The 25,285-nt window shown below is 38.1% G+C and carries 17 protein-coding genes; 12 read left to right on the top strand and 5 right to left on the bottom strand.

Annotation, left to right across the window (positions count from 1 at the left end):
• Positions 1-57 precede the first annotated feature (57 nt).
• Both ADICYQ_RS25585 and ADICYQ_RS00600 read right to left on the bottom strand, forming a co-directional pair.
• Complete coding sequence (locus ADICYQ_RS25585; RefSeq protein WP_081652261.1) at positions 58-1,515, bottom strand: OmpA family protein; 1,458 nt, start codon at positions 1,513-1,515, stop codon at positions 58-60.
• A 680-nt stretch (positions 1,516-2,195) separates the two neighbouring features.
• Positions 2,196-4,622, bottom strand: a complete 2,427-nt coding sequence (locus ADICYQ_RS00600) for a tetratricopeptide repeat protein (protein ID WP_081652260.1) — start codon at positions 4,620-4,622, stop codon at positions 2,196-2,198.
• Positions 4,623-5,172: 550 nt separating this feature from the next.
• Between ADICYQ_RS00600 and ADICYQ_RS00595 the strand changes: the two genes are divergently transcribed.
• The 6 genes from ADICYQ_RS00595 (at position 5,173) to ADICYQ_RS00565 (ending at position 14,555) form a co-directional block, all read left to right on the top strand.
• Positions 5,173-8,295, top strand: a complete 3,123-nt coding sequence (locus tag ADICYQ_RS00595) for a SusC/RagA family TonB-linked outer membrane protein (RefSeq protein ID WP_020891219.1) — start codon at positions 5,173-5,175, stop codon at positions 8,293-8,295.
• Positions 8,296-8,339: 44 nt separating this feature from the next.
• A complete protein-coding gene (locus ADICYQ_RS00590; RefSeq protein WP_020891218.1) occupies positions 8,340-10,055 on the top strand; it encodes a RagB/SusD family nutrient uptake outer membrane protein in 1,716 nt (571 codons plus the stop codon).
• A gap of 181 nt (positions 10,056-10,236) precedes the next feature.
• A complete protein-coding gene (locus ADICYQ_RS00585) occupies positions 10,237-11,673 on the top strand; it encodes a hypothetical protein (protein WP_235114219.1) in 1,437 nt (478 codons plus the stop codon).
• Positions 11,674-12,248: 575 nt separating this feature from the next.
• Positions 12,249-13,025: a hypothetical protein gene (locus tag ADICYQ_RS00575; protein WP_020891214.1), complete on the top strand. Its 777-nt coding sequence runs from the start codon at positions 12,249-12,251 to the stop codon at positions 13,023-13,025.
• 76 nt (positions 13,026-13,101) lie between these two features.
• Complete coding sequence (locus ADICYQ_RS00570; RefSeq protein ID WP_040413708.1) at positions 13,102-14,136, top strand: S41 family peptidase; 1,035 nt, start codon at positions 13,102-13,104, stop codon at positions 14,134-14,136.
• Positions 14,137-14,264: 128 nt separating this feature from the next.
• A complete protein-coding gene (locus tag ADICYQ_RS00565) occupies positions 14,265-14,555 on the top strand; it encodes a DUF6958 family protein (RefSeq protein ID WP_020891212.1) in 291 nt (96 codons plus the stop codon).
• Between the two features lie 31 nt (positions 14,556-14,586).
• Here the strand turns inward: ADICYQ_RS00565 and ggt are convergent, their stop codons facing one another.
• Both ggt and ADICYQ_RS00555 read right to left on the bottom strand, forming a co-directional pair.
• The gene (gene ggt, locus ADICYQ_RS00560) at positions 14,587-16,284 is read right to left on the bottom strand and encodes a gamma-glutamyltransferase (protein WP_020891211.1); all 1,698 of its coding nucleotides are present in this window, start codon (positions 16,282-16,284) and stop codon (positions 14,587-14,589) included.
• Between the two features lie 64 nt (positions 16,285-16,348).
• The gene (locus tag ADICYQ_RS00555; protein WP_020891210.1) at positions 16,349-16,687 is read right to left on the bottom strand and encodes a hypothetical protein; all 339 of its coding nucleotides are present in this window, start codon (positions 16,685-16,687) and stop codon (positions 16,349-16,351) included.
• Between the two features lie 455 nt (positions 16,688-17,142).
• On the opposite strand from ADICYQ_RS00555, the gene ADICYQ_RS00550 reads away from it, so the two are divergent.
• Positions 17,143-17,787, top strand: coding sequence for a DUF7255 family protein (locus ADICYQ_RS00550; RefSeq protein ID WP_020891207.1), 645 nt, complete (start codon positions 17,143-17,145; stop codon positions 17,785-17,787).
• Here ADICYQ_RS00550 and ADICYQ_RS00545 read toward each other — a convergent pair.
• Positions 17,784-18,401 carry a deoxynucleoside kinase gene (locus ADICYQ_RS00545; RefSeq protein ID WP_020891206.1) on the bottom strand — a complete coding sequence of 206 codons (618 nt, stop codon included), beginning with the start codon at positions 18,399-18,401 and terminating at the stop codon, positions 17,784-17,786. The two genes, ADICYQ_RS00550 and ADICYQ_RS00545, sit on opposite strands and share 4 nt — an antisense overlap.
• Positions 18,402-18,937: 536 nt before the next feature.
• Here ADICYQ_RS00545 and eat point away from each other — a divergent pair.
• From eat to ADICYQ_RS00520, 5 genes are all read left to right on the top strand, one after another.
• Entirely contained in the window at positions 18,938-20,272 is a 1,335-nt protein-coding gene (gene eat / locus ADICYQ_RS00540; RefSeq protein WP_020891204.1) for an ethanolamine permease, read from the top strand.
• Complete coding sequence (locus tag ADICYQ_RS00535; protein WP_020891203.1) at positions 20,269-21,633, top strand: glutamine synthetase family protein; 1,365 nt, start codon at positions 20,269-20,271, stop codon at positions 21,631-21,633. The genes eat and ADICYQ_RS00535 overlap by 4 nt, the downstream gene beginning before the upstream one ends.
• A gap of 196 nt (positions 21,634-21,829) precedes the next feature.
• A complete protein-coding gene (locus tag ADICYQ_RS00530) occupies positions 21,830-22,978 on the top strand; it encodes an iron-containing alcohol dehydrogenase (RefSeq protein ID WP_020891202.1) in 1,149 nt (382 codons plus the stop codon).
• Positions 22,979-22,981: 3 nt separating this feature from the next.
• A complete protein-coding gene (locus tag ADICYQ_RS00525; protein ID WP_040413684.1) occupies positions 22,982-23,725 on the top strand; it encodes a gamma-glutamyl-gamma-aminobutyrate hydrolase family protein in 744 nt (247 codons plus the stop codon).
• Between the two features lie 3 nt (positions 23,726-23,728).
• Positions 23,729-25,093 carry an aldehyde dehydrogenase family protein gene (locus ADICYQ_RS00520; protein ID WP_020891200.1) on the top strand — a complete coding sequence of 455 codons (1,365 nt, stop codon included), beginning with the start codon at positions 23,729-23,731 and terminating at the stop codon, positions 25,091-25,093.
• Positions 25,094-25,285 lie beyond the last annotated feature (192 nt).

Below are 25,285 nucleotides of genomic sequence, written 5' to 3'. Positions count from 1 at the left end.
ATAGATTCGTGATAGATCTATTACGTTTGATGATGGTATATGTAGGATGAGCCATCATCAAAATTGAAATGCCAGACCAATAAAGGGGCCATTTAAATCAAAGGGTAGCTTGTCTGTACTTCTTATTTCATTTAACCTAAAATCAATATTTGATTCGTCTAAATTCTCCTTGGCTGATATGCTTTCATTGTTTTCATCTGTTCCACTGAACTTAATCATAGGGTTATTGGAGTAAATATTGTAAGAATATCCGCCAGTGATGGTTAACATAGAATAACCTTCAGCTTTTTGAAAAGGAAATACGAAATCAAATCTTGGTTTAACGGTACCCTGGTTAGAGATAACTTTAATGGAGACATCTTCGCTGTAAAAATCTGAATCATTTACCCTGATATAAACATCATTGTTAATTATATCTCCCAAAGGAGCTTTTGCTCTACCGAATTCTATCCCAAGCACTGGTCTGAAAATTATTTTATTGGATGCACCAAGAGAAAAATTATGACCATATGCTGTATGAAAAGCCAGGAAATTAACTGTTCCAGTGATTCCACTTCCACCTATTTCATAATGATATCCATTAAAATTGCCCGTTTGGATTCCAAAATCAAAAGATATTCCATATTCCTGTTCCTTTATGGTTTTTTCTCCCAGAAAGGAATCCATGCTTGGACTTTCATCTACATAATTAAGCCACATCAAAGATTCCTCTAGGTTAGTTGACCTTGACCCTATGCCTAAATAGAAGCCAGCATAATCATTGGTTTTAACAGGCGCTTTTGGTGTAGGCACAGGTTCAGGAACAGGCTCAGAGGCTTTGTCATTGAATCCTGCCATTTGGTTATCATATTTTCGTGTACCATCTGTTCCTACTATATAATTTACATTTTCCAATGGTTCGGTTCTTTTGGAAGTGCTTCCATATTGAAGATAGGATAAGTAAGTCTCCTCTATGGTGTATTCTTTGACTGGAATGATCTTGCCGCTATTTAGATATATTGTTTGGGAAACTTGCTCAACCTGTATGTCATCTCTCAATTTTAGCACGATTTCGACTCGCCTGTTTATTGCCCGGTTTTCTGCAGATGTATTTGGAACAATAGGGTTTGACATCCCAAACCCATCAAATTTGAGTCTGTCTGCAACTATTTCTTTTTGAATCAAATAATTGTATACTGATTCAGCTCTTTTTACACTTAATTCTAAGTTATAATCTTCGTCTCCAACATCGTCTGTATATCCTTCGATGGCAATGGCGATATTTTCTACCTCCTTTAATCCCATCACTAATGTGTCTATTGACATTTTGGAGTTGGCGGTCAAAAGATGGTTGTCGGTTTCATATTGTAAGTGGGGTAAATTCAGTACTTTCCCTTCAATAGATTGGTTAGAATTGACCCAGTGGTACAAGGTGTCCATGCTTGAAGTCATGCTTTGAGCTTGTAGCGAATTCCCATAAGACATACCCAAGTATAGGAAGAGGCATGTAATGATTAATCGGTGTAGTGTGATCATGTTTTTGTGTTTAAGTGACAAAAATTTCTTGAAGAGCAGTCGTTTAAGAAAACAGATATTTGGATTAAGCGGAGACCTGATTTAATTGACTTTTCTTACGATTGTTTGTTTTTAAAATCATGAGCTATTAGGCTTATCTCTTCTAATTTCAGTTGAAAAAATTTATTTCTGTGCTTTTTTTCGTGAAGAGCAAAGACTATATCGTGAAACTACTTTTCTGTGGAGTAAAGCATTTTTCTTAAAACCCGTATTTATTTCAAATACAGTTTTAAGTAATAAGTATTCTGATAATTGATTTTTGAATTAGATATAGGCCCTTTTTTAAACTTCCTGCAGTTCCTTAGGTTGAGGACAAGCGGATCAGCATCAAACTTTCAAAAGGAAGTTGAAAAAGGTATAGAGGGTCAAGGCCCTCATGCCTGTTTGGGTTTTAATAGAAAAGATCCATTTTAAAGTTAATGTCATAATAGCGGACAGCAATTGCTAAATAGAAGGGGCAATAGACTAACCATAAAGGGACTTTGAACCTTTTTAGAAATGGCAAGGAGGGAAGGTGTAGGTTTTTTGGTTTTGAAAATGATATTTTAACTGAGGGATTTTAAAATCTGTGCTTATGATTGGGACTTATATCTGTCTATTGCTTTCTTTTAAGCTTTCAGATTAGCTTTGGTTATTATTTATCAATCCCTTACCACAATTTTCAAGTCAAAATAGCCGGCATTATTGCTGTAGTCCCTGTCATTAATGGCCAGGTCCAATGTACCTCCTTTATCAAAACGATGAATGCCATAGGTTCCCCAACCTTTCCAACCACTTCCATTTAATTTGACGATAAAGGAACCATGTGGTAGTTTCTGGGAGATACTATAAGTCTGGTATCCGCCAATTCCGTTTGCACTAATATTGTCCAACATAAATCCCAGTTTGATTCTGCCTCGGGCAATGGCTTCTACTTCTTGGCCCGCTCTGATGCGTATGCCTTCTCTGAGCAAGCTGCTGATAGTACCTCCATATACTTTCTCTCCATCTTTTTCATAGATCAACTCTATGCGGTTGATCTGTTGCTGTACTTGTGACCTACTTTCCATGTAGGAACCAAAAAAACCGGATATCAAACCACCCATTAGGTCTGGACCAGTATCGATTACGCGGTCTTCATAAGGAAGGTAATAGTAGGTTGGGCTGAAATCTGCATGTTTCCAAAAGTTAACGAAATCATTGCTTATGTATTGATTGTTAGATGCTTGTTTAGGGCGAAGTGCCTCCGCTTCAGCCCTCCAAAACCTGGATTTGATTGCATTTTTCTCAGCGAGCTCTCCCTCATGGTAGATGGTTGCCAAAGCTACCATGGCAGGAAAACTTCCATGAATACCAGCTTGATTGATCCAGTAGAAAGCACTTGAATGATCGGTAACCAAACCTAGCTCGTTACCGTTTTGGTGAATCATACCCAGGGAGAGCATGCCTTCCGCACTACCAGATGCTGCAGCATTGTTGAAATATTCCACCGCTTTTTTAATGTCTTTTGCTACTCCTTGTTTTCCAGAAAGGTAAGCATCACCCAAAAACAACATGGAATTTGTGCTCCCTTTCTCTGCCGCTTCTTCTGCATACTTTAGCGCTTCGGTAATATTTGGTGGCAGATTTTTACCATCAGAATAAACAGTTGCCAATACAGACAATGCCGTAGCATTTCCAGTGGCTGCAGCTTTTTTATACCATGTCAATCCTACCTCTGAATCCCGTACTACACCTTTTCCTTCAAGATACATTTTCCCTAGAATCATGGCTGATTTCATGGATCCCATTGCTATGGCTTTTTCTGAGACAAGTTTGGCTACCTCATAATTTTCTTCTTGAAAGGCATTTAAACCAATTTCATACATTGCTGGTAAGAAGCCTGAATAGGCGGAACGATGAAGTAAAATTATTCCGGCTCTACGTTCTGTCAAGGTTAAAGCAGATACTTTTTGAAGGCTGTAAAGTAGGTATTGGGCCTCAGGATTTTTGTTTAATACCTCTGTCTCCAAAAAACGTTTGCATTCGTTTAAAATTCTCTTCCCTTTTGATTTATCAGGAAGGTAATTACCCAATCCATGGTAAGTAAAGTATCCCATCCAAGCCTTGGCCATTGCATCTCCTTCGCTTGCAAATTGTTCCAATTTTTGCTTTCCGTATTCATAATCTTGTTGGTGCATTCCGTATTCAAAGCCTATGGCAGATAAGCGATCATTGTTATTATAAATAGCGGCTTCATCTGCTTGAAAAGAGAAAATGGGGGCCATGGAAATTTCCTGTTCCCCCAGGTAAAGCTCAAAGGCCTCTCCAGATCTGGGTTCTTCAATAGTGAAACGGATTTTAATCTTAGTGCTTAGGGGCTTGGTATAATAGGAAGATTTAGAAATGACCTGGATGGATACATTTGACTCCTCCTTTGGGAGATTTATCAAGCCTGTATTTTTTTCAAGAGTTAAAAAATCATCCAAAGACGATACCTTGAATTTAGGGATTACTAACGATTTGTCAATTCCTTCTCCAACTTTGGCGCCTATTCGAACCAATGACCAGACACCTTGGTATAGGTTTCCTTCCTCATAAAAGGGAGTGGCCACCTTGATGGCTTCTGCTGTTATATGAGCATTTTTTGTTAAAAATGCCTTGTATTTGGATGGTAATATCTCATTTGATTTTTCTAAGCTAAGCAATCCCGTATCGTATTGTAGGGTTTTATTGACTTGATACAGTTGACTCGAATTAAGCATTTCAAGCCCTGTTTTGGAATTAATATCAGATTTCAAAATTGCCGCGACCAAACCACGTTGTGTTATGCCATCAAGGTGTCCTGTTTCAAGAAGTTTATAAATGCCATTTTCCTGATAGGCCATTAAAGCTTTTACTGTTTCTGACTTTTTGCCCAAATTATAAACAATGAGCCCGTAGTATTTACCGTTTGATTCCTTCTCCTGCAAATACACGTGAACTTTTGAGTTCAATGATAGACCACTTACTTTCATCTTACCTTTCCAATGACCTTCCATTGCGAAAGATATTGGGCATAACAAAATAGTAATCAACCAAATGACAAGTAAGAAACGCACTTCTTTCATGGCAATATCATTATAAGGTGAAAATTTACTCTTAATGGAATTTTAGGTGTATACCGGTTTAATACGGAATAGGTAGCTGGTATAGGGAATCATAATAGGTCAAATCTGACTGAGTCAAAACCGCATTGATTAAAAATAATTCCTTTTATCAAGATTCGTGTTTTCAAATTCGTGAAAGGCCTAAAATTGTTCGTGAAGGTGGGAGAATCCAGTGTTAGAATAATTCAAGCTTAAATTAAGCTTGTTTAATATTAGAATTATTTATGCCCTTGATGTTTTTATAGCGATAAAAACCACAAAAAGTATTGGCTTTAAACACTGATTTGCTAAGAGTGTTTAAGATAGTTTTGGCCTTTTATCTTTCACATAGGTTAATATTTCAAAAGGATATTTGTCCAGAACTCTTGCTATTTTACCACTTAAAATATAAATATTATTAATCGCTTGCGATTGAATCAAGTAGTTTATAATTTTCATAGCTTAATGTATTCAAAATAATAAAATGTTATTTAATGTTTAACCTAATTTATGGATTTTAATAACTTAACTAATGAGTAGAAAATTACCTAAAATTTTAAAACTAAAGCATGGATTATTTGTCCTTGCTTTTTCCACCCAATTCTTGACACTGGGATATTCCTGGGGTGCGAACAAGAGGATGGACGACAGAATTGAGCCAGCAATGGACGTTGTAAATAATGAGCAATTAAACAACAAAAATATTGCTGTGGACATCACCGTTACCGGTACCGTAACGGATAGCGATGGGGAAACCATTCCTGGTGTAACTGTATTTGTTCCAGGAACTACCACCGGAACAGCCACCGACCTTATGGGGCAATATTCGATTTCTGTACCAGAGGACGCTACTTTGTCTTTTTCCTATATTGGGTACGTTACCCAAAGCATTGCCGTAGGGAACAGAACGGTATTGGATGTGGTATTAGAAGAGGATGTAACCTCAATGGATGAGGTTCTTGTCATTGGTTACGGTACGGCAAAGAAAAGTGATCTTACTGGCTCTGTAGCAAGAATCTCGATGAAAGACAAGGCAAATCAAGCTAATGTCAACCTTTTTCAAGCCTTGATAGGTGCTTCTGCAGGTGTTAACCTGGAAGGAAGGGGAGGAGCATCTAGTGAGCCTGAACTTTCAATAAGAGGGAAAACTTCTCTTTCTGCTTCTGATGGTCCTTTGATCGTTATGGACGGTGTGATTTACAATGGAAGTATCTCCAACATCAATGTCAATGATGTGGAGACAATTGATATTCTTAAGGATGCCAGTGCTGCCGCTGTGTATGGATCAAGGTCTGCCAACGGTGTCTTGCTGATTACTACCAAAAAAGGTACCTCAGAAAAACCGGTGATTTCATTCGGAATGTATACTGGCTTCCAGGACATGACCAATAACTCGATGAGAGTAATGAATGGGGACGAGTTTGCAAACCGTTTGGTGGACTGGGATCATCAAAGTAAAGTTTATGAATGGTATAAAACCAATCCTACAAGTGCGGAAGGAAGACCACAAAGAGCAGATTTAACCAACAGAGAAACAGTAGGCTCTTATTTGAAGACTTTTGAAGAGCAACAAAATTACCTTGCAGGTAATGAAATCAACTGGGTAGATCAGGTTTTACAAGTTGCTCCAATGCAAAATTACAACTTGAGTCTTCAGGGTATGACTGAGCGATCCACCTATTATGTTTCCGGTTCCTTTACAGATGTTGAAGGAATTCAGAAAAATGATAAGTTCAAACGCTTCACCCTTCGTAGCAATGTTGAAAGTGAGATAACAGATTGGTTAACTTTTGGATTGAATGTTTCTTATAGTTCCAGAGATAATTCAGGAATTCCAACCAGTCTATCAAATGCAAGGGACGCAAGTCCATTGGTCAATAATTATATCGGAGAGCCAAATTACGACATCTACCTGGGAGGAGAATTGTTCCAACCTTATCCTCTTGTATACAAGTATATTGATAATTCTGATATTGATAATGAGCTTTTTGCTGTGGGAAGAATCAAGGTTAAAGTGCCTTGGATTGAAGGATTAAATTATGAGTTCAATTATTCCCAGGTATATGCCAACAGTAATAACAATACCTTTCATTCGAGTTTAACTCCTCAAGGAGTATCAAATAGAGGTTTGGCTATAAAAAACCCTTCTGAATCAACTGATTTTAACATTAACAATATAATTAGTTATTCTAAAGGATTTGGAGACCATCAGATTAATTCTACTTTCCTATTCAGTAGAGAAGGAAGAAGTGGCAATTCTTCTACACTCACAGCTTCAGGTTTTGAAAATGAAATTCTTGGTTATAATAATATTGGTTTGGCTGAGGTCATCACTGGTAGCTCTTCTGCTTATGAAGAAAACAGTCTTGCCTACATGGCTCGTGTAAATTATAGTTTCCAATCCAAGTATATGTTTACTGGGACGGTACGTAGAGATGGATTCTCAGGATTCGGTGCTGGTAATAAATGGGCAACTTTCCCATCTGCTTCCTTGGCTTGGGTAGCTTCTGATGAACCTTTCCTTGAAAATTTGGGAGTCTATTTGAAATTAAGGACCTCTTATGGTAAAAATGGTAACCAAGGGATAGGCAGGTATTCAAGTTTGTCTAGAATGGGAACCAGGTATTATGTCTATGGTCAATCAACGGCTATTGGACTTTACCCAAGTAACCTTGGGAATGAAAACCTGGCATGGGAAACGACCACTTCTTATAACCTAGGCTTGGATTTCGGCTTGTGGCAAAATAGAATTACAGGTTCATTCAATGCCTATACTGCAACTACAACAGATGTGTTGGTCTTGAGACAACTTCCTAGAACTGCAGGGTATGCGAATATCTGGACGAATATAGGTGGTTTAAAGAACAAAGGTGTAGAGTTTGATTTGAGGTCCATCAATATGGATGGACTGTTTAGATGGGAGACCAATTTCACCTTTGCTTTAAACAGGGATGAAATCACAAAATTATATGGTGGCGAGAATGACAATGATATTGGGAATGGCTGGTTTGTGGGCGAATCCCTTAGTGCACTATACGATTATGAAATGGCCGGAGGAGTTTGGACTGAAGAAGAGTTCTTTAGTGGAAATACACTAGATGGATGGTATCCAGGTCAATTCCGTTATGTTGATCAGAATGGTGATGGAGCCATAGATCCTACAAATGATAGAAAGGTGATCGGAAACGAATCTCCAAGTTATCGTTTTAGTATCAACAACTCCTTGACGTATAATAATTTCACTCTTTCAATTTTTGTTAATTCCATTCAAGGAGGTAAAAATTATTATTTAGCGGACAATGCTGCAATTATCAATCCTCTATTCTATTTCCCGGATAGAAGAAATAATTCAGCTGTAAATCAATACTGGACACCAGAAAACCCAACGACGAATACTACAGGTATTTATAACGTGCCTCAACGTCAGAGTGGGGTATATCAAAGCAGAAGTTTTGTAAGGATACAAGACATCTCCCTAGGTTACACTTTCGGACAAAACTTTCTGAATAAATTAAATTTACAGTCCGCTCAGGTTTATATCGCAAGCAAAAACCCTTATGTATGGACAAACTGGCAAGGTTGGGATCCTGAAACGGGTGTGAGTGATACTCCGCTTATGAGAAATTTCATTTTAGGTTTGAATCTTAGCCTATAAGAAATCAGCTTATTAATTAAGTAATACCTGATAAATAAAAAACAATGAACATAAATATAAAAAAACTAGCAATTAAGTCTTTGGTGGTTGCTGCCATTGCGCTGTTTATATTTCCGTCCTGTAGTGAAGATATTCTTGATGAAAAACCCATCGATTTTCTTTCACCAGACAACGCTTATCTAACTGAAGCGGGGGCATTCCAGGGAATTACAGCTATTCACGACCGTGTCCGATCAGCATACTATTCATTTGGTGAATTTGGAGTGATGAATTGGGCCACACATGGGTCTGATCTTGGGTACAATGGTGAAACACCTGGTCCTGGAGGTTCTTATTTAAACTCATACAATGACATGACTCCTGTTTGGAGAAATGTTATCGCTACATGGAATGTAGGGTTTGAAATTATCCAATGGTCAAATGTATTGATTGATAAAGTAGGCATTGCAGATCCTGACGTTTTTGTGGGTGGTGAAGCAGGTAAAAACAAATACATAGCTGAAGCTAGATTCTTTCGGGCCTTTGCTTACAGGTATCTGGTTTCTACTTATGGGGATCTTCCTCTATTGACTGAGCCTATTAATTCGGCCAAGGCGGATTTTGTTAGAAATCCTGTTGCGGATATTCACGACTTGATGGTGGAAGATTTCAAATTTGCGGCAGCTAATTTACCTAAACCAGGAGAAGAAGATGCTCCTGGAAGAATTACCCAAGGACCAGCATGGCATTATCTTGCGGAGACTTATCTCGAACAGGATGAGTTTGAGTTGGCAGCTGAAGCAGCTACAAGTGTGATTGATGGTTATGATTACGATTTGATGACAAGCCGTTTTGGTACAAAACTTGGCAATGATGTTTGGGGCTCGGGAGATGTGTTTTTAGACCTCTTTGGTTTTGGAAATCACAACTTGACTGAGAATAAAGAGTCGATGTGGGCCATTCAAGTTGAGCCTTTCCTTATTGGTGGTGGACAGATAGCGAGTGCGTATATTTTCGGTCCACGTTATTTTGATATTGGACTTACTCCTGATGGTAAAAAAGGTTTTCAAGGTGAAATGTTCAATGGTTTGTATACTGGATATTCCGATTCTTTAGGCCGACCTACTGCAAATGGTAGAGGTACTAGCTTGGTTTATTATGATGTGTGGAAAAACGATTGGGACAATGATATCAGGAATGCTGAGCATAACCTAAAGCGTAATTTTTATTATGACAACCCGGAGTCTGCTTACGACAAGAAAAAGATTGATTTCAGCCTTTACGATCCAGCAAGACCTGATCCTATGGCGGATTCAACGAAAATCATTTTCCCTATCCACATTAAATTTACTGATGCTTTAAATTATTTCTTGCAGCCAAACCGTTCAGGAGGAGGAATTACTCACAAGGATTGGTATGCCTTGCGTTTTGCTGAAACCTTGCTAATAAGGGCAGAAGCTTATTTGGAATTGGGTAATAATAGCCTTGCAGCAGCGGATGTAAATAGGGTGAGAGATCGCTCCAATGCAACTCCTGTTTCTGCATCAGAAATTGATATGGATTTCTTATTGGATGAACGTGTGAGAGAACTGTATGGTGAAGAGTGGAGACTTATTGTTTTGAGGCGTACAGGTATGCTCCTTGAAAGGGTAAGGAAATACAATGATAACCCTCTAGTACCTGGTGCTAATATCGCAGAACATAACTTCAGGTGGCCAATACCACAGGAACAAATCGATTTGAATGTGGATGCTGATTTCCCTCAAAACCCGGGATATTAAGTAGTCATCTTTAAATGATTTGTTAAAATACGAGTCCAAGTTAATTTCAGATTACTCTGAGAATGAATGTGGGCTTTAAATTCAAAGGAGAAACCTCAGGTTTCTCCTTTGTTCATTACAATGGATTCCCTTAAATTGAGGGAGTTTGAAAGAATTGTTTTTTGAAAGTTAAATATTAAGAATGATGAGCGGTTTTAATAAAAGGTTGTCTGCCATACTTTGCTTGTTTTGCCTACTTTTCTTTACCCAACTTCCCATAGCAGAGGGGAGAAGTATCAAGGAAAGCCAGCTATTTCCTCCTCAAAACCATACAGAGGGATTGAGGCTTTCCACTTTTGACATTGATGTTACGCCACCGGTAGGAGACCCGTTGGCTTATGATATTTCTATTAATACTTGGGACTTGGGTTTACGTGCCAAAGGGGTCGTATTGCAAGGAGCAGGATTGCCAATTGTTTTGTGTGCTGTTGATTGGCTTGCTATTGGAAATGAAGGGATGGATGATTTCAAGCGGGCACTTGCCGCTGCTGTAGGATCTATTCCTGAACGCATTGCAGTAAATGCAATCCATCAGCACGATGCACCGAGATTTGATGCGGGAGCTGAACAGATTCTTATCGAAGCGGGACTTGATCCGGCAAAAATTAATCCTACCCAGTTTGATGGGACTTTTGCCCGTGATGCACTTCGTCGATTAACAGTTGCAGTTAAAAGTTCTTTGGGTCATTCCCAGCCTGTCACTCATTTGGGCTTGGGCAAAGCCATTGTAGAAAAAGTGGCATCCAACCGAAACATTTATGGGCCAGATGGGAAAGTTCGTGTAACGCGCATGTCCACTACCAAAGATGCTGAAATTCGTGCCGAACCTGAAGGATTGATTGATCCTGAGTTGTCACTTGTTAGCTTTTGGAATGAAGACAAACCAGTTGCTATTTTTAGTTATTATGCCACGCACCCTCAGAGTTATTACCGTACAGGTATCCCTAATCCGGATTTCGTAGGGGTAGCCAGGTTTTTTCGTCAATTGGCAGTACCAGATGCCTTGCATGTACATTTTAACGGTGCTGGGGGCAATATTGCCGCAGGAAAATACAATGATGGGTCTCACGAAAATCGACTTATTTTTGCAGAACGTTTGGCTGCTGGAATGGAAAAAGCCTGGGAAACAACAAAGCGGGAACCAATATCGGCAGAGAATGTGACTTGGAATGTTTCTTCGGTTGCTTTGCCTCCTGCCAAGTACTTGTACCAAATGCAAGAGGAGCTAAAAACCAGCAATGATTTATTAGTAAAAAGCAGTGGAAACGCGCGTAAAATGGCATGGTTGCGCAGGTCACAGGCTGGAAAAAAATTGGATTTAATGTGTCTAAGCCTGAATGATACCAGACTATTGCACATGCCTGGTGAACTGTTTGTAGAATATCAGCTTGCGGCAAAAGCGGAACGGCCGGACTTATTTGTCGCCATGGCATCTTATGGTGATCTTGGCCCTGGATACATTGGAACTGCTCTGGCCTATGAAAAAGGAGGCTATGAAGTAAGCAATAGGGCATCAAACGTAGCTCCGGAGGTTGAAGGAGTACTGATGAAGGCAATTAAAGATTTACTAAGAAAATAATACCTGTATCCGTAAAGTTATTGGTGCTAAAAACACCAAGTGAAATCACTTCGGGTATAATTTCAGAAAATACTTTTACAAAAGCACACTTAAGTCTTTCCAAATATTTGGTTTAAGGTGCTTAAAAACCATTAGTCACGGGTTTAAATCCGTGGAAATGTGTAATGAAATTCAAGTAAATCTGTCGGTATTGTTGATTTTTTGACAACAATACCGACAAATTACGATTCAACACTTCTCTTTTTGGTTGAAACAGGTAAAGGTCCTCCGATAGGTTGATAAAAACAGCATCAAAATTTTTCATATCAAAACCTTTTTTGATTTTAGAATAACTTAAATCTTGCTGTAATTTACTAATCTTAGTATATTATTATGGTTCTATTCGGAATTCAATAAGCGCTATTGTCTTTGGTAAACCTATTGTTTCACAGGGGTTTAATTACTTTAAGAGGGTAATATTTAAACACTCCTGATCTTTTTTTTAATATTTTCTCTTTAAAGCAAGGGTATAACGCTACTTGGTTGTCATACTTTAACAAACCACAATTAATCTTAAAAAAGCCTTTACTTATAAAATGAAAAAAGCCCTTCTTTATACTTTGTTTTTTATCCTATCAGCCGGATTTTTACAAGCGCAGAATGGAGTTAACCATGCAGTTAAAAGCCTTAAGGTAAGTGCAGGATATCAGAATAATTACCTAAATGACGCTATTTTATCCCCCTTAAATCAACAAGGAAACGGGATGCAGTTTGGCATAACCTATCGGAGAACTGCTAAAAACATTTTAGGCATATCTATAGCCTATGGTGCTGGTGAATTGAATTCCAATGAGACAAATCGGTTTACCAATAGCTATTTAGACATCAATATTGGACTGGAATATTTAGTGAGGATTGCAAACCAAAATGAATCCGTCGATTTCCATGTTGGAGGCGCTTATGAAACCAGGGCTTTTTTCGTCGAGTGGAACGATCTGGATGCATTTAGCTACACTTCTACACAAGGTTTGGCCATTAAGGGTATGTTGACAAAGCGATTGCAACCAAAGCACAGCATTCAAACATCACTCGGAATACCTGTTGCCCAATTTTTGGGTAGACCGCCCTATAATGGCATTGATGAGTTTATAATAGAGAACCAGGATAGTCCGGTTAAAATTATGTTGCAGGGGGAACCTTCCTCCTTTGGTCAATACTTAGGCTTGGATTGGAATGTTACTTACACTTTCCAAATATCACCTCGTTTGGCATGGAACATTGATTATTCTCTATTCCTCCAAAAAGTTAATGGACTCCACCCTTATAAAAGGATGTCCATGACGCCGGCTACTGGTATAACATTTAATCTTTGATCAAATGACTCAATACTTCCACGTTAATATTGAAGAATTTATAAATTCATGGCCTTCCAATTTTAATATTTCCAAGATGAATAAAAATATTTGTTTGATCCTCGTTTCTCTATTCTGGTTTGGTTGTGAAGAAGCTTTTTTAGGTGAGGATGCACCAAACAGCCCGACCAACAATTTCGAAATCTTCTGGAATGATTTTGACCAGCATTACAGCCTATTTGAAGTTAGAGACATAGATTGGGATCAGTTGTACCAAACTTATCGTCCACAAGTGACTGATGAGCTATCTAATGAAGAACTTTGGGAAGTAATGACAACTATGGTAGAACATTTAGATGACAGTCATACGGCCCTATATGATGGAAGCAATCATTATAAATCTGGTTATACGCTTAATGCACAATCTATTGCTGAATTCAGCGCTGAATTATTGCTTTCAAGGTACCTGGAGAATATTAATGAGGTAAAATCAGAAGATGAACTTTGGTATGGAAATGTAAAGAACAAGAATATAGGATACCTATACTTGGGATCAATGGATGGCTATAATCCTTCAGTCATTGATGAGATAATCAGAATATTTGAAAACACCGAGGCCATTGTATTGGACATAAGACAAAATACCGGTGGCGACGACAGGTATTCAGCAAGAATTGCACAGGCATTTTCTGATGGAGAACATGAAATATATAGCGTGCAGACTAGAAATGGTAGGGGTTACAATGATTTTGATGAAAAGAAGATTTATCACACCCAATTTGATAGTAATAATACCTACAACAAGCCGGTAATAGTACTCACAGATAGAAGAACAATTAGTGCTGGTGAAATTTTCTTGTTGCATTTAAAGGCATTTGACCATGTTACCCAAATAGGGGATACCACTGCTGGTGATTTTTCAACCGTAAGTAATATGCGCTTTTTACCAAACGGATGGCGGTATGTGTACTCTATACAGAAGTTCTTATTGCCTAACGGTGCGAGCTTAGATGGAATTGGACATGTTCCAGATGTCTATGTTAAAAATACCGATAGCACTATCGAAAATGGAAAGGATATTGTAATGGAAAAAGCAATGGACTATTTGTACAGTGAATATGGGGTAGAGTGAAAATTCATCAAACGCCTATTAAATGAGAGGCATTATTAGTGGCCTGATCATTAATGATCTATCTAATATTATTTTTTTGTAGTTTGAAGTTTATTCTATGTAGAGATTGAAAAATCAACCGAACCTGTATGAAAAATAGGCTATTGACATTGCACCCGGAAGGCAAGAAAGGGGTGAATATTTTGCTGTCTAAATACACGCTAATTAGAGCCTTTATTCTTAAAACCCTTGAGGAAAGGAACGAGATTTCCTACAAGGAATTGAATGAATTGGCCATAGTTACATTGAAGGATCGTTTCGATGGCTCCATTCCCTGGTACCTTGTATCCGTAAAGTTGGACTTGGAGGCGAGAAAAATAATTGAGCGTATCCCCGGAACCAGTCCCCATTTTTTGAGGATGTGTGAAAACAAGAAATGATTTCACAACTTAACAGGTGAACATTTTTAAGTCAATACCCTGCAGCCGTATCCATGCCTCTGGAATCAGCTCCTGCTTCCAATGTTCCATCTTCTCTTTTCAGGATGGCATCAACTTTTCCAATAGCATTTCTTTCATTGAGCTCATGGCCTTTAGCACCTAGCTCTTTAAGTATTGCTTTGTCAGAATACCCTTTTTCATAGCTTATCCAATCAGGTTTCCATTGGCTATGAAAGCGTTTTTCATTGACTGATTGATGCATGCCCATGTCAAATTCGATAACATTTACGATGACTTGAAAAACTGAGGTAGGTATGGTGGAGCCACCAGGGGTCCCTACTACCATGTATAAACTGCCATTTTTTTCTAAAATGGTTGGGCTCATGGAGCTAAGCATCCTTTTCTTTGGTTCTACCTTGTTGGCCTCTCCACCAAGGACACCGAACATGTTAGGAAAACCAGGCTTAATAGAAAAGTCATCCATCTCATTGTTTAAGATAAATCCTGCGCCGGCTACCAGTACTTTCGATCCCATATTTCCATTTAGCGTAGTGGTGCTGGATACAGCATTTCCTTCCTCATCAACAATAGAAAAATGAGTTGTTTCCTCACTTTCCAGAGGGATATCACCTGCTTTAATTTCATTAGATGGCGTTGCTTTTTCAGGATTGAAATTTTGAAACCTTTCCTTTAAATACTTATCAGCTACCAACTGCTCAACTGGAACTGGATAAAAATCAGCATCGGCCATGTATTCCGCTCGATCTGCATAGATTCTACGTTCCATTTCTGTTTTCAAATGAAGATAATTACTGTACTTGTCCTTAGAAATGGAATGGTTTTCAAGTATGCCTAGCATCTGAAGCAAAATGATGCCACCTCCGCTTGGTGGACCCATAGTAATAACCTTATAATCCTTATAATTTCCAGTTAATGGTTCCCTCCATTTGCTTTCGTAGTTTTCAAGGTCCTCATGATTGATTAATCCACCACCTCGCTTCATTTCTGCAACCAGGTAATCAGCTACTTCACCTGAATAAAAACCCTCTCGACCATTGTCCCTGATCAATTTAAGTGTTTGGGCAAGTTCCTTTTGTACTAAAACATCTCCTTTTTTAAATTCCTTGGCAGTGAAATGAATAGGGTCAATAGAAGAATATTTTTTAAGTTTAATAGAAGTCTCGGAAAGAAAATTTGCTTCTACATTTGTCAATTTATAACCTTCTTCTGCAAGTAATATTGCAGGGTTTATCAATTTGCTCCAAGGAAGAGTGCCAAATTTTTCATGGGCTTTTACCATGCCGTCAACAGATCCCGGAACTCCTGAGGCCAGGTGACCATTTTGACTTATTTCAGGTTGAGGATTACCCTCTTCATCCAGGTACATGTCTCTGCTTGCTCCCAGAGGTGCCTTCTCTCTGTAATCTAGCGAATGTACGGCACCATTTTTTTCTCGGATTACCATGAATCCGCCACCACCTAAATTTCCTGCTTGTGGATATACTACGGCAAGTGCCATGTGGACAGCTATGGCCGCATCTACCGCATTGCCTCCTTGTAGCAATATTTCTTTGCCTACTTCTGAAGCCAAAGGATGCGCACTCACAACCATGGCTTTTTCACCCACTAACCCCGTTTGAGTTTTTTGCGGAGTACAAGAAAAAACCAAGGAAAGCAAAAGTGAAAATCCAAAGAATTGTGTTCGATTATAAAAAGGAAACTTAATCATTAAAAGGATTTATTAGAAGGGATTGAAAAATGAAATAATGAATGCCATCATTGGCACAACCTAACTAATGAGGCGAGCTTTTAAGGAATGAGTGTAAATCCTGTTCAAGTTCATTTAAGGCTTCCAGAAAAGCAGGGTATTTTTCCGAAAATTCAGTATTGATGTTGTTTTCTAAAATGACAATGTTTTTGTTCACATTATTAGCACCTAATAAACTAAAAACGGGCTTAGACTTATGAAACTTCTTCTTTATTTGATTTATTTCTCCATCTTGGTATAGAGGCATTAGATTTTTTAAATCTTGCACATTCAGTTCTAAAACCAATTCTATGATTTCATGGATAAGTTCAATATCCTGATCGAAATAATGATAGATCATATCTGGTTTGATCTGTTTGTACATATAATAGGTCTTATTGAATAGGTTGATTGAAATAGACTAGGTATTGAACAATAGCCATTTTAGTCCAACGCAAAAATAGGGCTGGAAAGCTGTAATTTAGCAAATAATTATTTTTTTTTACATAAATAATGATTTTTGCCAATTAGAGCCAATATTATTCTCTTTTAGTAATTTAGTGATAAACGCTCATAATCCCCTTAAAAGTATAAGATTAAAGGGAACTATTTTTTTGTATACTTGATTAGCTTAAAATATAAATTCGATGAAACAATGAATAGGAACAAGTTGATTTTTCTCATTTTTGGTATTGTGTTTTTAGCGATAATGCTATGGATTGGATATGATATGTCCTCGAAAACTACATTTCCTGGATCCAAGCCCAATTTGAAGGAAAGAATTGAAAATGAATAATTGATTCACCCTCACTTTTTTACACTGTTAATTTATTCGTCTAAATGCACCACCTAAAAACAGATCAATTAATCAAAGCCCTGGAAGAAATTGAAATGGCTTCGGAAGTTGATTTCATCATACCGGTTAAGAGAAGCTTAATAGAAGGTAAGGGAGAAGCCCTGCTTTCTGATGCTTACAGTGAACTGAATGGAAAGGATGAATTCCCGTTTTTAAATCAATTAAAAGTTGATATTAAAATAGACAAGTTTTTGTTCGTTTATGATGACCCCTACCATTTCAATAGGTATAGACTCAAAACATTAAAAGCAGACATTTATTCGACTTTTAGTTTTTCCTGGCATCAAAGCTACCTAAGAATGTGTAGGACTTTTGAAAGGGAATGCTTGGTCTCCGGCTCGCAGGAACGTATTTGGAATGGGCCACCTATTGCTTCCAGGTGCTTTGGACGATCTGAAGAAGCTCCTGATCTCTCAGGAAATGGTTCCTCCGGCTGGAAATTAAATGCCTACAATGATTTGCAATATGATTTGATTAGTAGGCTTCAAGGGTTCAAATTAATAAGGATTCCTGCTTATGAAAACCTTATGATTGGAGGTAAACTTCAGCGAATTGATAAATTGCTATTAAGACCAGATGCCGCTACTTTAAAAGTCATTGGCTCCTGGATGGTGAGAAAAATGGCTTAATTAAACAGTCCAAAAATCTCTCTGTCAATTTTCCCTACAATTGTTGAGAAATCTTCTGCATTGTTAACGAAATTCATGTTGTTAACATCTATTATTAAAAGCTTTCCCAAATTGTATTCAGCAATCCATTTTTCGTAAAGGTTGTTTAGATTTTTTAGGTAAGCTATTTGAATGTTCCTTTCATAAATCCGCCCTCTTTTCTCAATTTGGTCCACTAATTTGGGAATGTCTGCTTTTAAAAAAATCAATAAGTCAGGAGCTTTAATATAATTCACCATCGAATGGTAAAGTCCATTGTAATTTTCATAATCTCTCTTAGAAATTAAGCCAGATTCAAAAAGATTGGCTGCAAAAATGTGTGCATCTTCATAAATTGTCCTGTCCTGGATAGTGGAAATGGCATTTCCCTGGATTCTTTTTAGTTGGTTGAAACGACTGTGTAGGAAAAATACCTGTAAATGGAATGCCCATTTGGGCATGTCAGTATAAAAATCCGCTAAGTAGGGATTTTCCTCAACTGATTCAAATTCTATTTGCCAACCATAATGCGCTGATAGCTTTGATGCAAGTGAGGTTTTTCCGCTTCCAATATTCCCAGAAATTGCAATATGCATACGTTTTTCCTTAATTTTTTCTGTGCCAAATCCGAAACAAGCTATAATTGTTTGATTACGGTAAGAATGCTATTAAACTTCACCTTTATGTGATTATTGTCCGAATTAGATTTGGTCTGTACATTAACCATCTCTATATTGTTACTTGAAAGACAAAATACACAATTTTAAAGTTCGAAATTATCTTCAGTTTTTCTTCCGCTTTATTGGAATAAAAATATAAAAAGTTAATTAACAATGGTTTGTGATTATAATGGTTGTAAAGTACTGGACTTTATATTTTTGCTTCTTCGTTTTGAATGCCCATTTTTAAAGCGTTATTTTTTCGATTTATGGTTTAGAATTGAAAAGGATGTTCATTTTTAAACGACCATTTTATTTAAATAATTTTACGTGTTTACGCTAAATTTCAAAATTATTTTTAATTTTAAGGAGGATTTATTGAAAAATTTGTAATTATGATCCGATAATGTGCATTTTTGACATTTTATTATATTTTATATAGTCCTTTTTCATTTCCAAAAAGTAAAGTTTATATGAATCAAATAACAAACGAAAAAGAGCAGCAGTTAAAAAAGACCTTAGGGCCGTTTATGTTGTGGGGTTTGGGAGTGGGGTATGTAATTTCCGGTAATTATTTTGGATGGAATTTAGGGCTTGCTGAAGGAGGTACCCTTGGTGCCGCCATCGCCATATTTTTTATTATTATAATGTATGTGACGTTTACTTTCAGTTACACAGAAATGGCTTGTGCCATACCTAAAGCTGGAGGTGCTTTTTCTTATGCTGAACGTGCTTTGGGCAAGCACCTTGGCTTCCTGGCTGGAATGTCTCAAAACATTGAATTTATTTTTGCACCACCTGCTATTGCCTCAGCTATTGGTGCCTATTTTGGCATTTTCTTTCCTGAGCTGGATCCCCTGCTGATAGGTATTGTGGCCTATCTCATTTTCACTGCGCTTAATGTTGTAGGCCTTCAGGTAGCAGCCACTTTCGAATTGTTCATTACCATTATCGCTGTTTTAGGTCTGTTGTTTTTTGCAGGGGTTACCTTGCCGGAATTTAAAGTCGAAAACTTACAGATCAATGCTCTTCCCAATGGATATATGGGGATAGTAGCAGCAATACCATTTGCCATTTGGTTCTTTTTAGCGATTGAAGGGGTAGCAAATGTGGCTGAAGAAACTATAAATCCTCAGAAGAATATTTTAAAAGGATTTGGTTTTGCCTTGCTTACACTGGTTATTTTATGTGTGCTTACCTTTTTGGCTGCTGTAGGTGTTGGTGGTTGGGAAGCGATTGTTTATCCTGATGGATCAGGAGTTGCCTCTGATTCCCCATTGCCTTTAGCAATGGGTTTGGTTAAAGGGGACAATCCTTTTTATTACCATTTATTGGTATTTATAGCTTTATTTGGACTAGTAGCCTCCTTTAATGGGATTATTTTAGCAGCTGGGCGTACTACCTTTGAATTTGGTCGTGTAGGTTATGCACCCAAGGCAATAGGTAAAGTGAGTAAAAGGTTTAAAACGCCTGTTAATGCTTTGATATTTAATATGGGCATAGGGATTATAGCTCTTTTCACGGGTAAAACCGGAGAGATCATTACCATCGCTGTATTTGGTGCATTATGTCTTTACATCTTATCAATGCTCGCTTTTCTTAAACTAAGAAAAAATGAACCTGATTTAGAAAGACCTTTTAAAGTGCCTTACTATCCATTGTTTCCGATAGTTGCGCTAGTGATTGCAAGTTTGTCTTTAATTGCCATGACCATTTATAATTTCAATCTGGCACTATTGTTTTTCGCCATGCTTTTAGGCGCATACCTTTTCTTTGTATTATTCCTTAACAAGACAAAAACTTCATGAAATTAAGTAAAGAAGAAGTAAAATCAAGTTTAAAGAACAGTTCTTTTAATAAGGTCAAATTGGCCATTGTTGACATTGATGGGGTATTGCGGGGTAAGGTAGTTTCGCTAGAAAAGTTCTTTTCTATTTTGGATGGTGGAATGGGCTTTTGTGCAGTGGTTTTTGGCTGGGATGTGGAAGATAAATCCTACGACAATGTTTCTGTCACAGGTTGGCATACGGGCTATCCCGATTTTCATGCAGAAATTGACCCAGCTACTTTTCGCAAAATACCATGGGAAAATGACCTTCCATTTTTTCTAGCTGATTTTAGCAAAGACAAGGAAAATGGAGCACTTGTATGCCCTAGAACATTATTGAAGAACATTAAACAGCAAGCCTTAGATTTAGGTTTTACCCCTCAGTTCTCTCAAGAATTTGAGTGGTTTAACTTTGAAAGTACTCCAGATGGTTTTGGTGGGGAAAATTGTTCCAATACCAAACCATTGACACCGGGAATGTTTGGCTATTCCATTTTGAGGTCATCGCTGAAGAGTGCCTTTTTCAATGACCTTTTTGATTTATGTCATCAGTTTGACATCCCATTAGAGGGATTGCATACAGAAACAGGCCCAGGAGTGTATGAAGCAGCCATTCAATACAGCGATATTTTATTGGCAGCAGACAGGGCTGCTTTGTTCAAAACAAGTGTAAAAGAAATTGCTTACCAACATGGTATAATGGCCACATTTATGGCCAAATGGACGGAAGACCTTCCCGGAAATGGGGGACATGTGCATCAAAGTATTTGGGACAAGGACGTTAAAAATAACCTGTTTTATGATCCTAAAGGGGAATTTAGCATGAGCCCTTTGATGCGTCATTACATAGCCGGTCAGTTGAAATGTTTGCCTCATATTTTACCAATGTTTGCCCCTACTATTAACAGTTACAAAAGGCTGGTAGAAGGTGCCTGGGCACCGACAACATTGACCTGGGCACAAGACAATAGAACAACCGCCTTAAGGATCCTTTCAGGAGGGGCAAAATCAACCCGACTTGAAACCCGGGTGATAGGTTCGGATGTAAATCCCTACCTGGCCATGTCGGCATGCCTTGCCTCCGGTTTGTATGGAATTCAGCACAAATTAGAATTGGATAAACCCGCCACAGTTGGCAATGGATATGAAGATTATTCTAATGGATCTATCCCAACATCACTCAAAGAAGCAACCGAGGCAATGAAAAATTCGGCCATAGCAAAATCTTTGTTTGGGGAAGTTTTTGTGGATCATTTCTGTAAAACCAGAGAATGGGAATGTAGAGAGTTTGCTTCTAAAGTTACCGATTGGGAAAGGAAACGTTATTTTGAAATTATTTAACCACCCTATCCAATAGCAATCAAAATTAGTGTGCAACCGCAAGAGAAAAAATGTTTGTTCACTTAAGGAGTAGTTCTACTGTAGGTTATACAGTAAACCAACTGTTGTCTGATCTTTGTTCGATTTTAGCTCAAAAAGGATTTCGAGTTTAATCGTAATTTCTTAAGTTTTATCACTAAAGTTTTCATTTATAAAAATGGATATTCTTCAAAAATTTAATTTCAGTTTTCCTACTGCCATACGTTTTGGAGTAGGCGTTATCAGTGAATTGTCTGATTATCTCAAACAAAACCAATTAAAAAGACCACTATTGGTTACTGATCCTATAGTTAGAGAGCTTGGGTTTTTTAAAAAGATAGTAAGCGAACTAAGCCAATCTGGTTTGTCTGTTGAAGTTTTTTCAGATGTACATAAAAATCCAGTCAAGTCGGATGTGCTTAAAGGGAAAGCTTTGTACCAATCTACCGATAGGGATGCCATTATTGGAATAGGAGGAGGAGTGGCTTTAGATGTAGCAAGAGCCGTTGCGCTTAGCATTAATCACCACAGAGATTTAATGGATTACGATGACTTGATAGGAGGAGACAAATACGTAACCGAACCTATACCGCATTTTATCACCGTTCCTACTACCTCTGGAACAGGAAGTGAAGTAGGAAGAAGTGCCATCATTTCTGAAGATGAAAGCAAGAAGAAGCGCATCCTGTTTGCGCCAACCCTAATGGCCAAAATAGTATTTGCAGACCCTGAGCTTACCATGGATTTGCCTTCATTTGTCACTGCAGCGACAGGAATGGATGCCCTTACCCATAATATTGAAGCGTATCTTTCTAAAAACTGGAATCCAATGTGTAGTGGCATTGCGCTGGAGGGAATTAAATTAATAGGTGAATCCATAGAAACAGCTACACTGAAACCTGATTTGGTTTCCAGAAGCAAGATGTTAATGGCATCTATGATGGGTGCGATAGCCTTTCAGAAAGGATTGGGAATTGTACACAGTTTGGCGCACCCATTGTCCAGCTTATTGGATACCCACCATGGGTTGGCAAATGCCATTAATCTACCCCATGGTTTGACCTTTAACTATGAGGGATTTGAGGACAGGTACGAACAAATGGGCCTAATGATAGGGCTAAAACAAGGCGAAGGCAAAAACTTTATAACTTATATCAATGATTTGAATGAAAAATTAGGATTGCCTTCCAAACTATCAGAAATAGGGGTGAAGGAAGAGCATATCGATACCCTGGCTTCATTAGCAATTGCAGATTTTTGTCATCCAAACAATCCTAAACGGGTAACTGAAGCAGACTTTAAATCCATTTATAAGTTTGCCCTATAGATTATGCTAAAGATTGGAATAAGTGCATGTTTCATGTATAAAGAGCCATCTAGGATCGTATTTGGACCTAAAAATCTGGCTTATGTAGAATGCGACATGTTTAATTATGTGTCTCAGAAAGGGATTCTTCCTGTATTATTGCCAGATCTACCAATGAATCAGTTAAAACCGATTTTGGAGGAACTTGATGGTTTTGTCTTTCAAGGAGGCTCCGATTTGGCTCCTGAAACTTATAACGAGAAGCCAATAGTTGAGGGGAAATGGTTGGGAGATGCTTACCGGGATGCCTATGAACTTAGAATAATGGATTACGCAGTGAAACAGGGGAAACCAGTTCTTGCAATTTGTAGGGGCTTTCAGCTAATGAATGTTTATTTCGGTGGAAGTTTGTACCAGGATATCGCTACCCAAATGCCAGCAGCCATACAGCACAGAGATGCTGAAAAATACGATGGGTTAATTCATGAAATAGTTTTTGAAAAAGGCAAAACCCTGGATTCAATATACACTGGTGTTGGTAAAGCAGTGGTGAATTCTGTACATCATCAAGGGATAAAAAATATAGGCGAAGGGTTGGAAATCTTGGCAATGAGTAAGGAAGATGGCATTATAGAAGCCTTGCAAAACAAGGAGGGTAATGTACTTGGAGTGCAATGGCACCCAGAGTTTTCGGTAGGTAAAGGAGCACCGCTTTTGGATCCACTAAAACTGTATGAATATTTTATAGACAAAGTAAAAAGACAATAAAAAATGGATATCATAAACCCTGCTACAGGTAGCACAATTGAAAAGCTTACAGAAGATACAGCTGTTGAGGTAAGTAATAAAATAGCCGCTTTAAAAGAAGGACAGAAAAAGTGGGTGGCTGTACCCTTGGAAGAAAGAATAGCCATTGTCAAAAAGTATGGTGACTTGGTAATGGCGAATTTAGACGAGCTGGCGAAGATTTTGACTTCGGAGACGGGTAAACCTATTCAACAAGCCAAAAATGAGATCAAAGGGGCACAAAATAGAATTGACCACATTCAAAAGGATGCGCTCAAATGGTTACAAAAAGAAATCATAACGGAAGAAGGTGGAACAAGAGAGGAGATAGTTTTCGAACCATTAGGTGTTATTGCCAATATTTCTGCTTGGAATTTTCCGTACAATGTAGGGTACAATGTGTTCTTATATGCGCTATTGGCAGGCAATGCTGTAGCCTATAAACCTTCAGAGTTTGCCTCGCTTACAGGGCTAAAATTTCGTGAATTACTTTTAGAGGCAGGGATTCCAAAAGATGCATTTGAATGCTTTATTGGTGGAGCTGAAGTGGGAGAGTTGTTGTTGGAAGCAGATCTGGATGGCTATTTCTTCACTGGGTCTTATAAAACAGGCAAATACATTGCGCAAAAAGTAGCTTCCAAATTGGTGCCCGTGCAGTTGGAATTGGGAGGTAAAGATCCTTTGTATGTGATGGAGGATGTGGCAGATGTTAAACAAGCAGCAATCAATGCTGCTGAGGGAGCATTTTACAACAATGGCCAAAGCTGTTGTGCCGTTGAAAGGGTATATGTCCACGAAAAAATTTACGATGAATTTGTAGCTGCCTTTGTGGATGAAGTATCTACCTATAAAATTGGTGATCCTAATGAGGAGGGAACGTTTATAGGGCCACTCACCAGAGCTGATCAAATGAATGTCATTCTTTCACAGATTACTGATGCTAAGAATAAAGGAGCTGAAGTGCTTTATGGAGGAGAAAAATGGGGAGATAAAGGGTATTATTTGATCCCTGCTGTTTTAACAAATGTGGACCATAGCATGGACCTTATGATGGAAGAATCATTTGGACCTATCATAGGGATTCAAAAGGTGAAAAATGATGAGGAAGCCTTTGAATTGATGAATGACACTTCTTATGGGCTGACTGCTGCAGTGTTCTCAGGTGACGAATTAAGAGCGAAGCAACTGGTAGAAAAATTACCTACTGGAACCGTTTATGTCAACTGTTGTGACCGGGTAAGTCCAAACCTACCTTGGACAGGAAGGAAAAATTCAGGGATGGGAGTGACCTTGTCTTACATGGGTATCCGTGCTTTTACCCAACCAAAAGCTTATCATATTAGAGGATAGTCGCTGATCCTTAATTAGATAGGTTTTTGTTTTATTTTACTATTAATTTTCAGGCAATAATGTTCATGGTTTATTAAACGGTGGTTTAATTAGTGGATGGTTTAATTGATCATTTTTGCAACGTATTATCATTTGAAGTATAATTATTAATTATATTTAGTGTGTAACCTATTGTCAATGAGGTTTTTGCTG

The organism is Cyclobacterium qasimii M12-11B (genome assembly GCF_000427295.1).
GTDB classification, from domain to species: domain Bacteria; phylum Bacteroidota; class Bacteroidia; order Cytophagales; family Cyclobacteriaceae; genus Cyclobacterium; species Cyclobacterium qasimii.
Note: the sequence above shows the minus strand (reverse complement) of the source record. Positions and strands in the feature narration are given on the sequence as shown.

What these genes read in the sequence shown, in the direction of transcription:
- ADICYQ_RS00575 (WP_020891214.1), top strand. Translation starts at nt 12,249, where the DNA reads ATGAAAAAAGCCCTTCTTTATACTTTGTTTTTTATCCTATCAGCCGGA.
- ADICYQ_RS00545 (WP_020891206.1), bottom strand. Translation starts at nt 18,401, where the DNA reads ATGCATATTGCAATTTCTGGGAATATTGGAAGCGGAAAAACCTCACTT.
- ADICYQ_RS00520 (WP_020891200.1), top strand. Translation starts at nt 23,729, where the DNA reads ATGGATATCATAAACCCTGCTACAGGTAGCACAATTGAAAAGCTTACA.
- ggt (WP_020891211.1), bottom strand. Translation starts at nt 16,284, where the DNA reads ATGATTAAGTTTCCTTTTTATAATCGAACACAATTCTTTGGATTTTCA.
- ADICYQ_RS00535 (WP_020891203.1), top strand. Translation starts at nt 20,269, where the DNA reads ATGAAATTAAGTAAAGAAGAAGTAAAATCAAGTTTAAAGAACAGTTCT.
- ADICYQ_RS00565 (WP_020891212.1), top strand. Translation starts at nt 14,265, where the DNA reads ATGAAAAATAGGCTATTGACATTGCACCCGGAAGGCAAGAAAGGGGTG.
- ADICYQ_RS00555 (WP_020891210.1), bottom strand. Translation starts at nt 16,687, where the DNA reads ATGTACAAACAGATCAAACCAGATATGATCTATCATTATTTCGATCAG.
- ADICYQ_RS00595 (WP_020891219.1), top strand. Translation starts at nt 5,173, where the DNA reads ATGAGTAGAAAATTACCTAAAATTTTAAAACTAAAGCATGGATTATTT.
- ADICYQ_RS00530 (WP_020891202.1), top strand. Translation starts at nt 21,830, where the DNA reads ATGGATATTCTTCAAAAATTTAATTTCAGTTTTCCTACTGCCATACGT.
- ADICYQ_RS25585 (WP_081652261.1), bottom strand. Translation starts at nt 1,515, where the DNA reads ATGATCACACTACACCGATTAATCATTACATGCCTCTTCCTATACTTG.
- ADICYQ_RS00585 (WP_235114219.1), top strand. Translation starts at nt 10,237, where the DNA reads ATGATGAGCGGTTTTAATAAAAGGTTGTCTGCCATACTTTGCTTGTTT.
- ADICYQ_RS00590 (WP_020891218.1), top strand. Translation starts at nt 8,340, where the DNA reads ATGAACATAAATATAAAAAAACTAGCAATTAAGTCTTTGGTGGTTGCT.
- ADICYQ_RS00525 (WP_040413684.1), top strand. Translation starts at nt 22,982, where the DNA reads ATGCTAAAGATTGGAATAAGTGCATGTTTCATGTATAAAGAGCCATCT.
- ADICYQ_RS00550 (WP_020891207.1), top strand. Translation starts at nt 17,143, where the DNA reads ATGCACCACCTAAAAACAGATCAATTAATCAAAGCCCTGGAAGAAATT.
- ADICYQ_RS00600 (WP_081652260.1), bottom strand. Translation starts at nt 4,622, where the DNA reads ATGAAAGAAGTGCGTTTCTTACTTGTCATTTGGTTGATTACTATTTTG.
- ADICYQ_RS00570 (WP_040413708.1), top strand. Translation starts at nt 13,102, where the DNA reads ATGAATAAAAATATTTGTTTGATCCTCGTTTCTCTATTCTGGTTTGGT.
- eat (WP_020891204.1), top strand. Translation starts at nt 18,938, where the DNA reads ATGAATCAAATAACAAACGAAAAAGAGCAGCAGTTAAAAAAGACCTTA.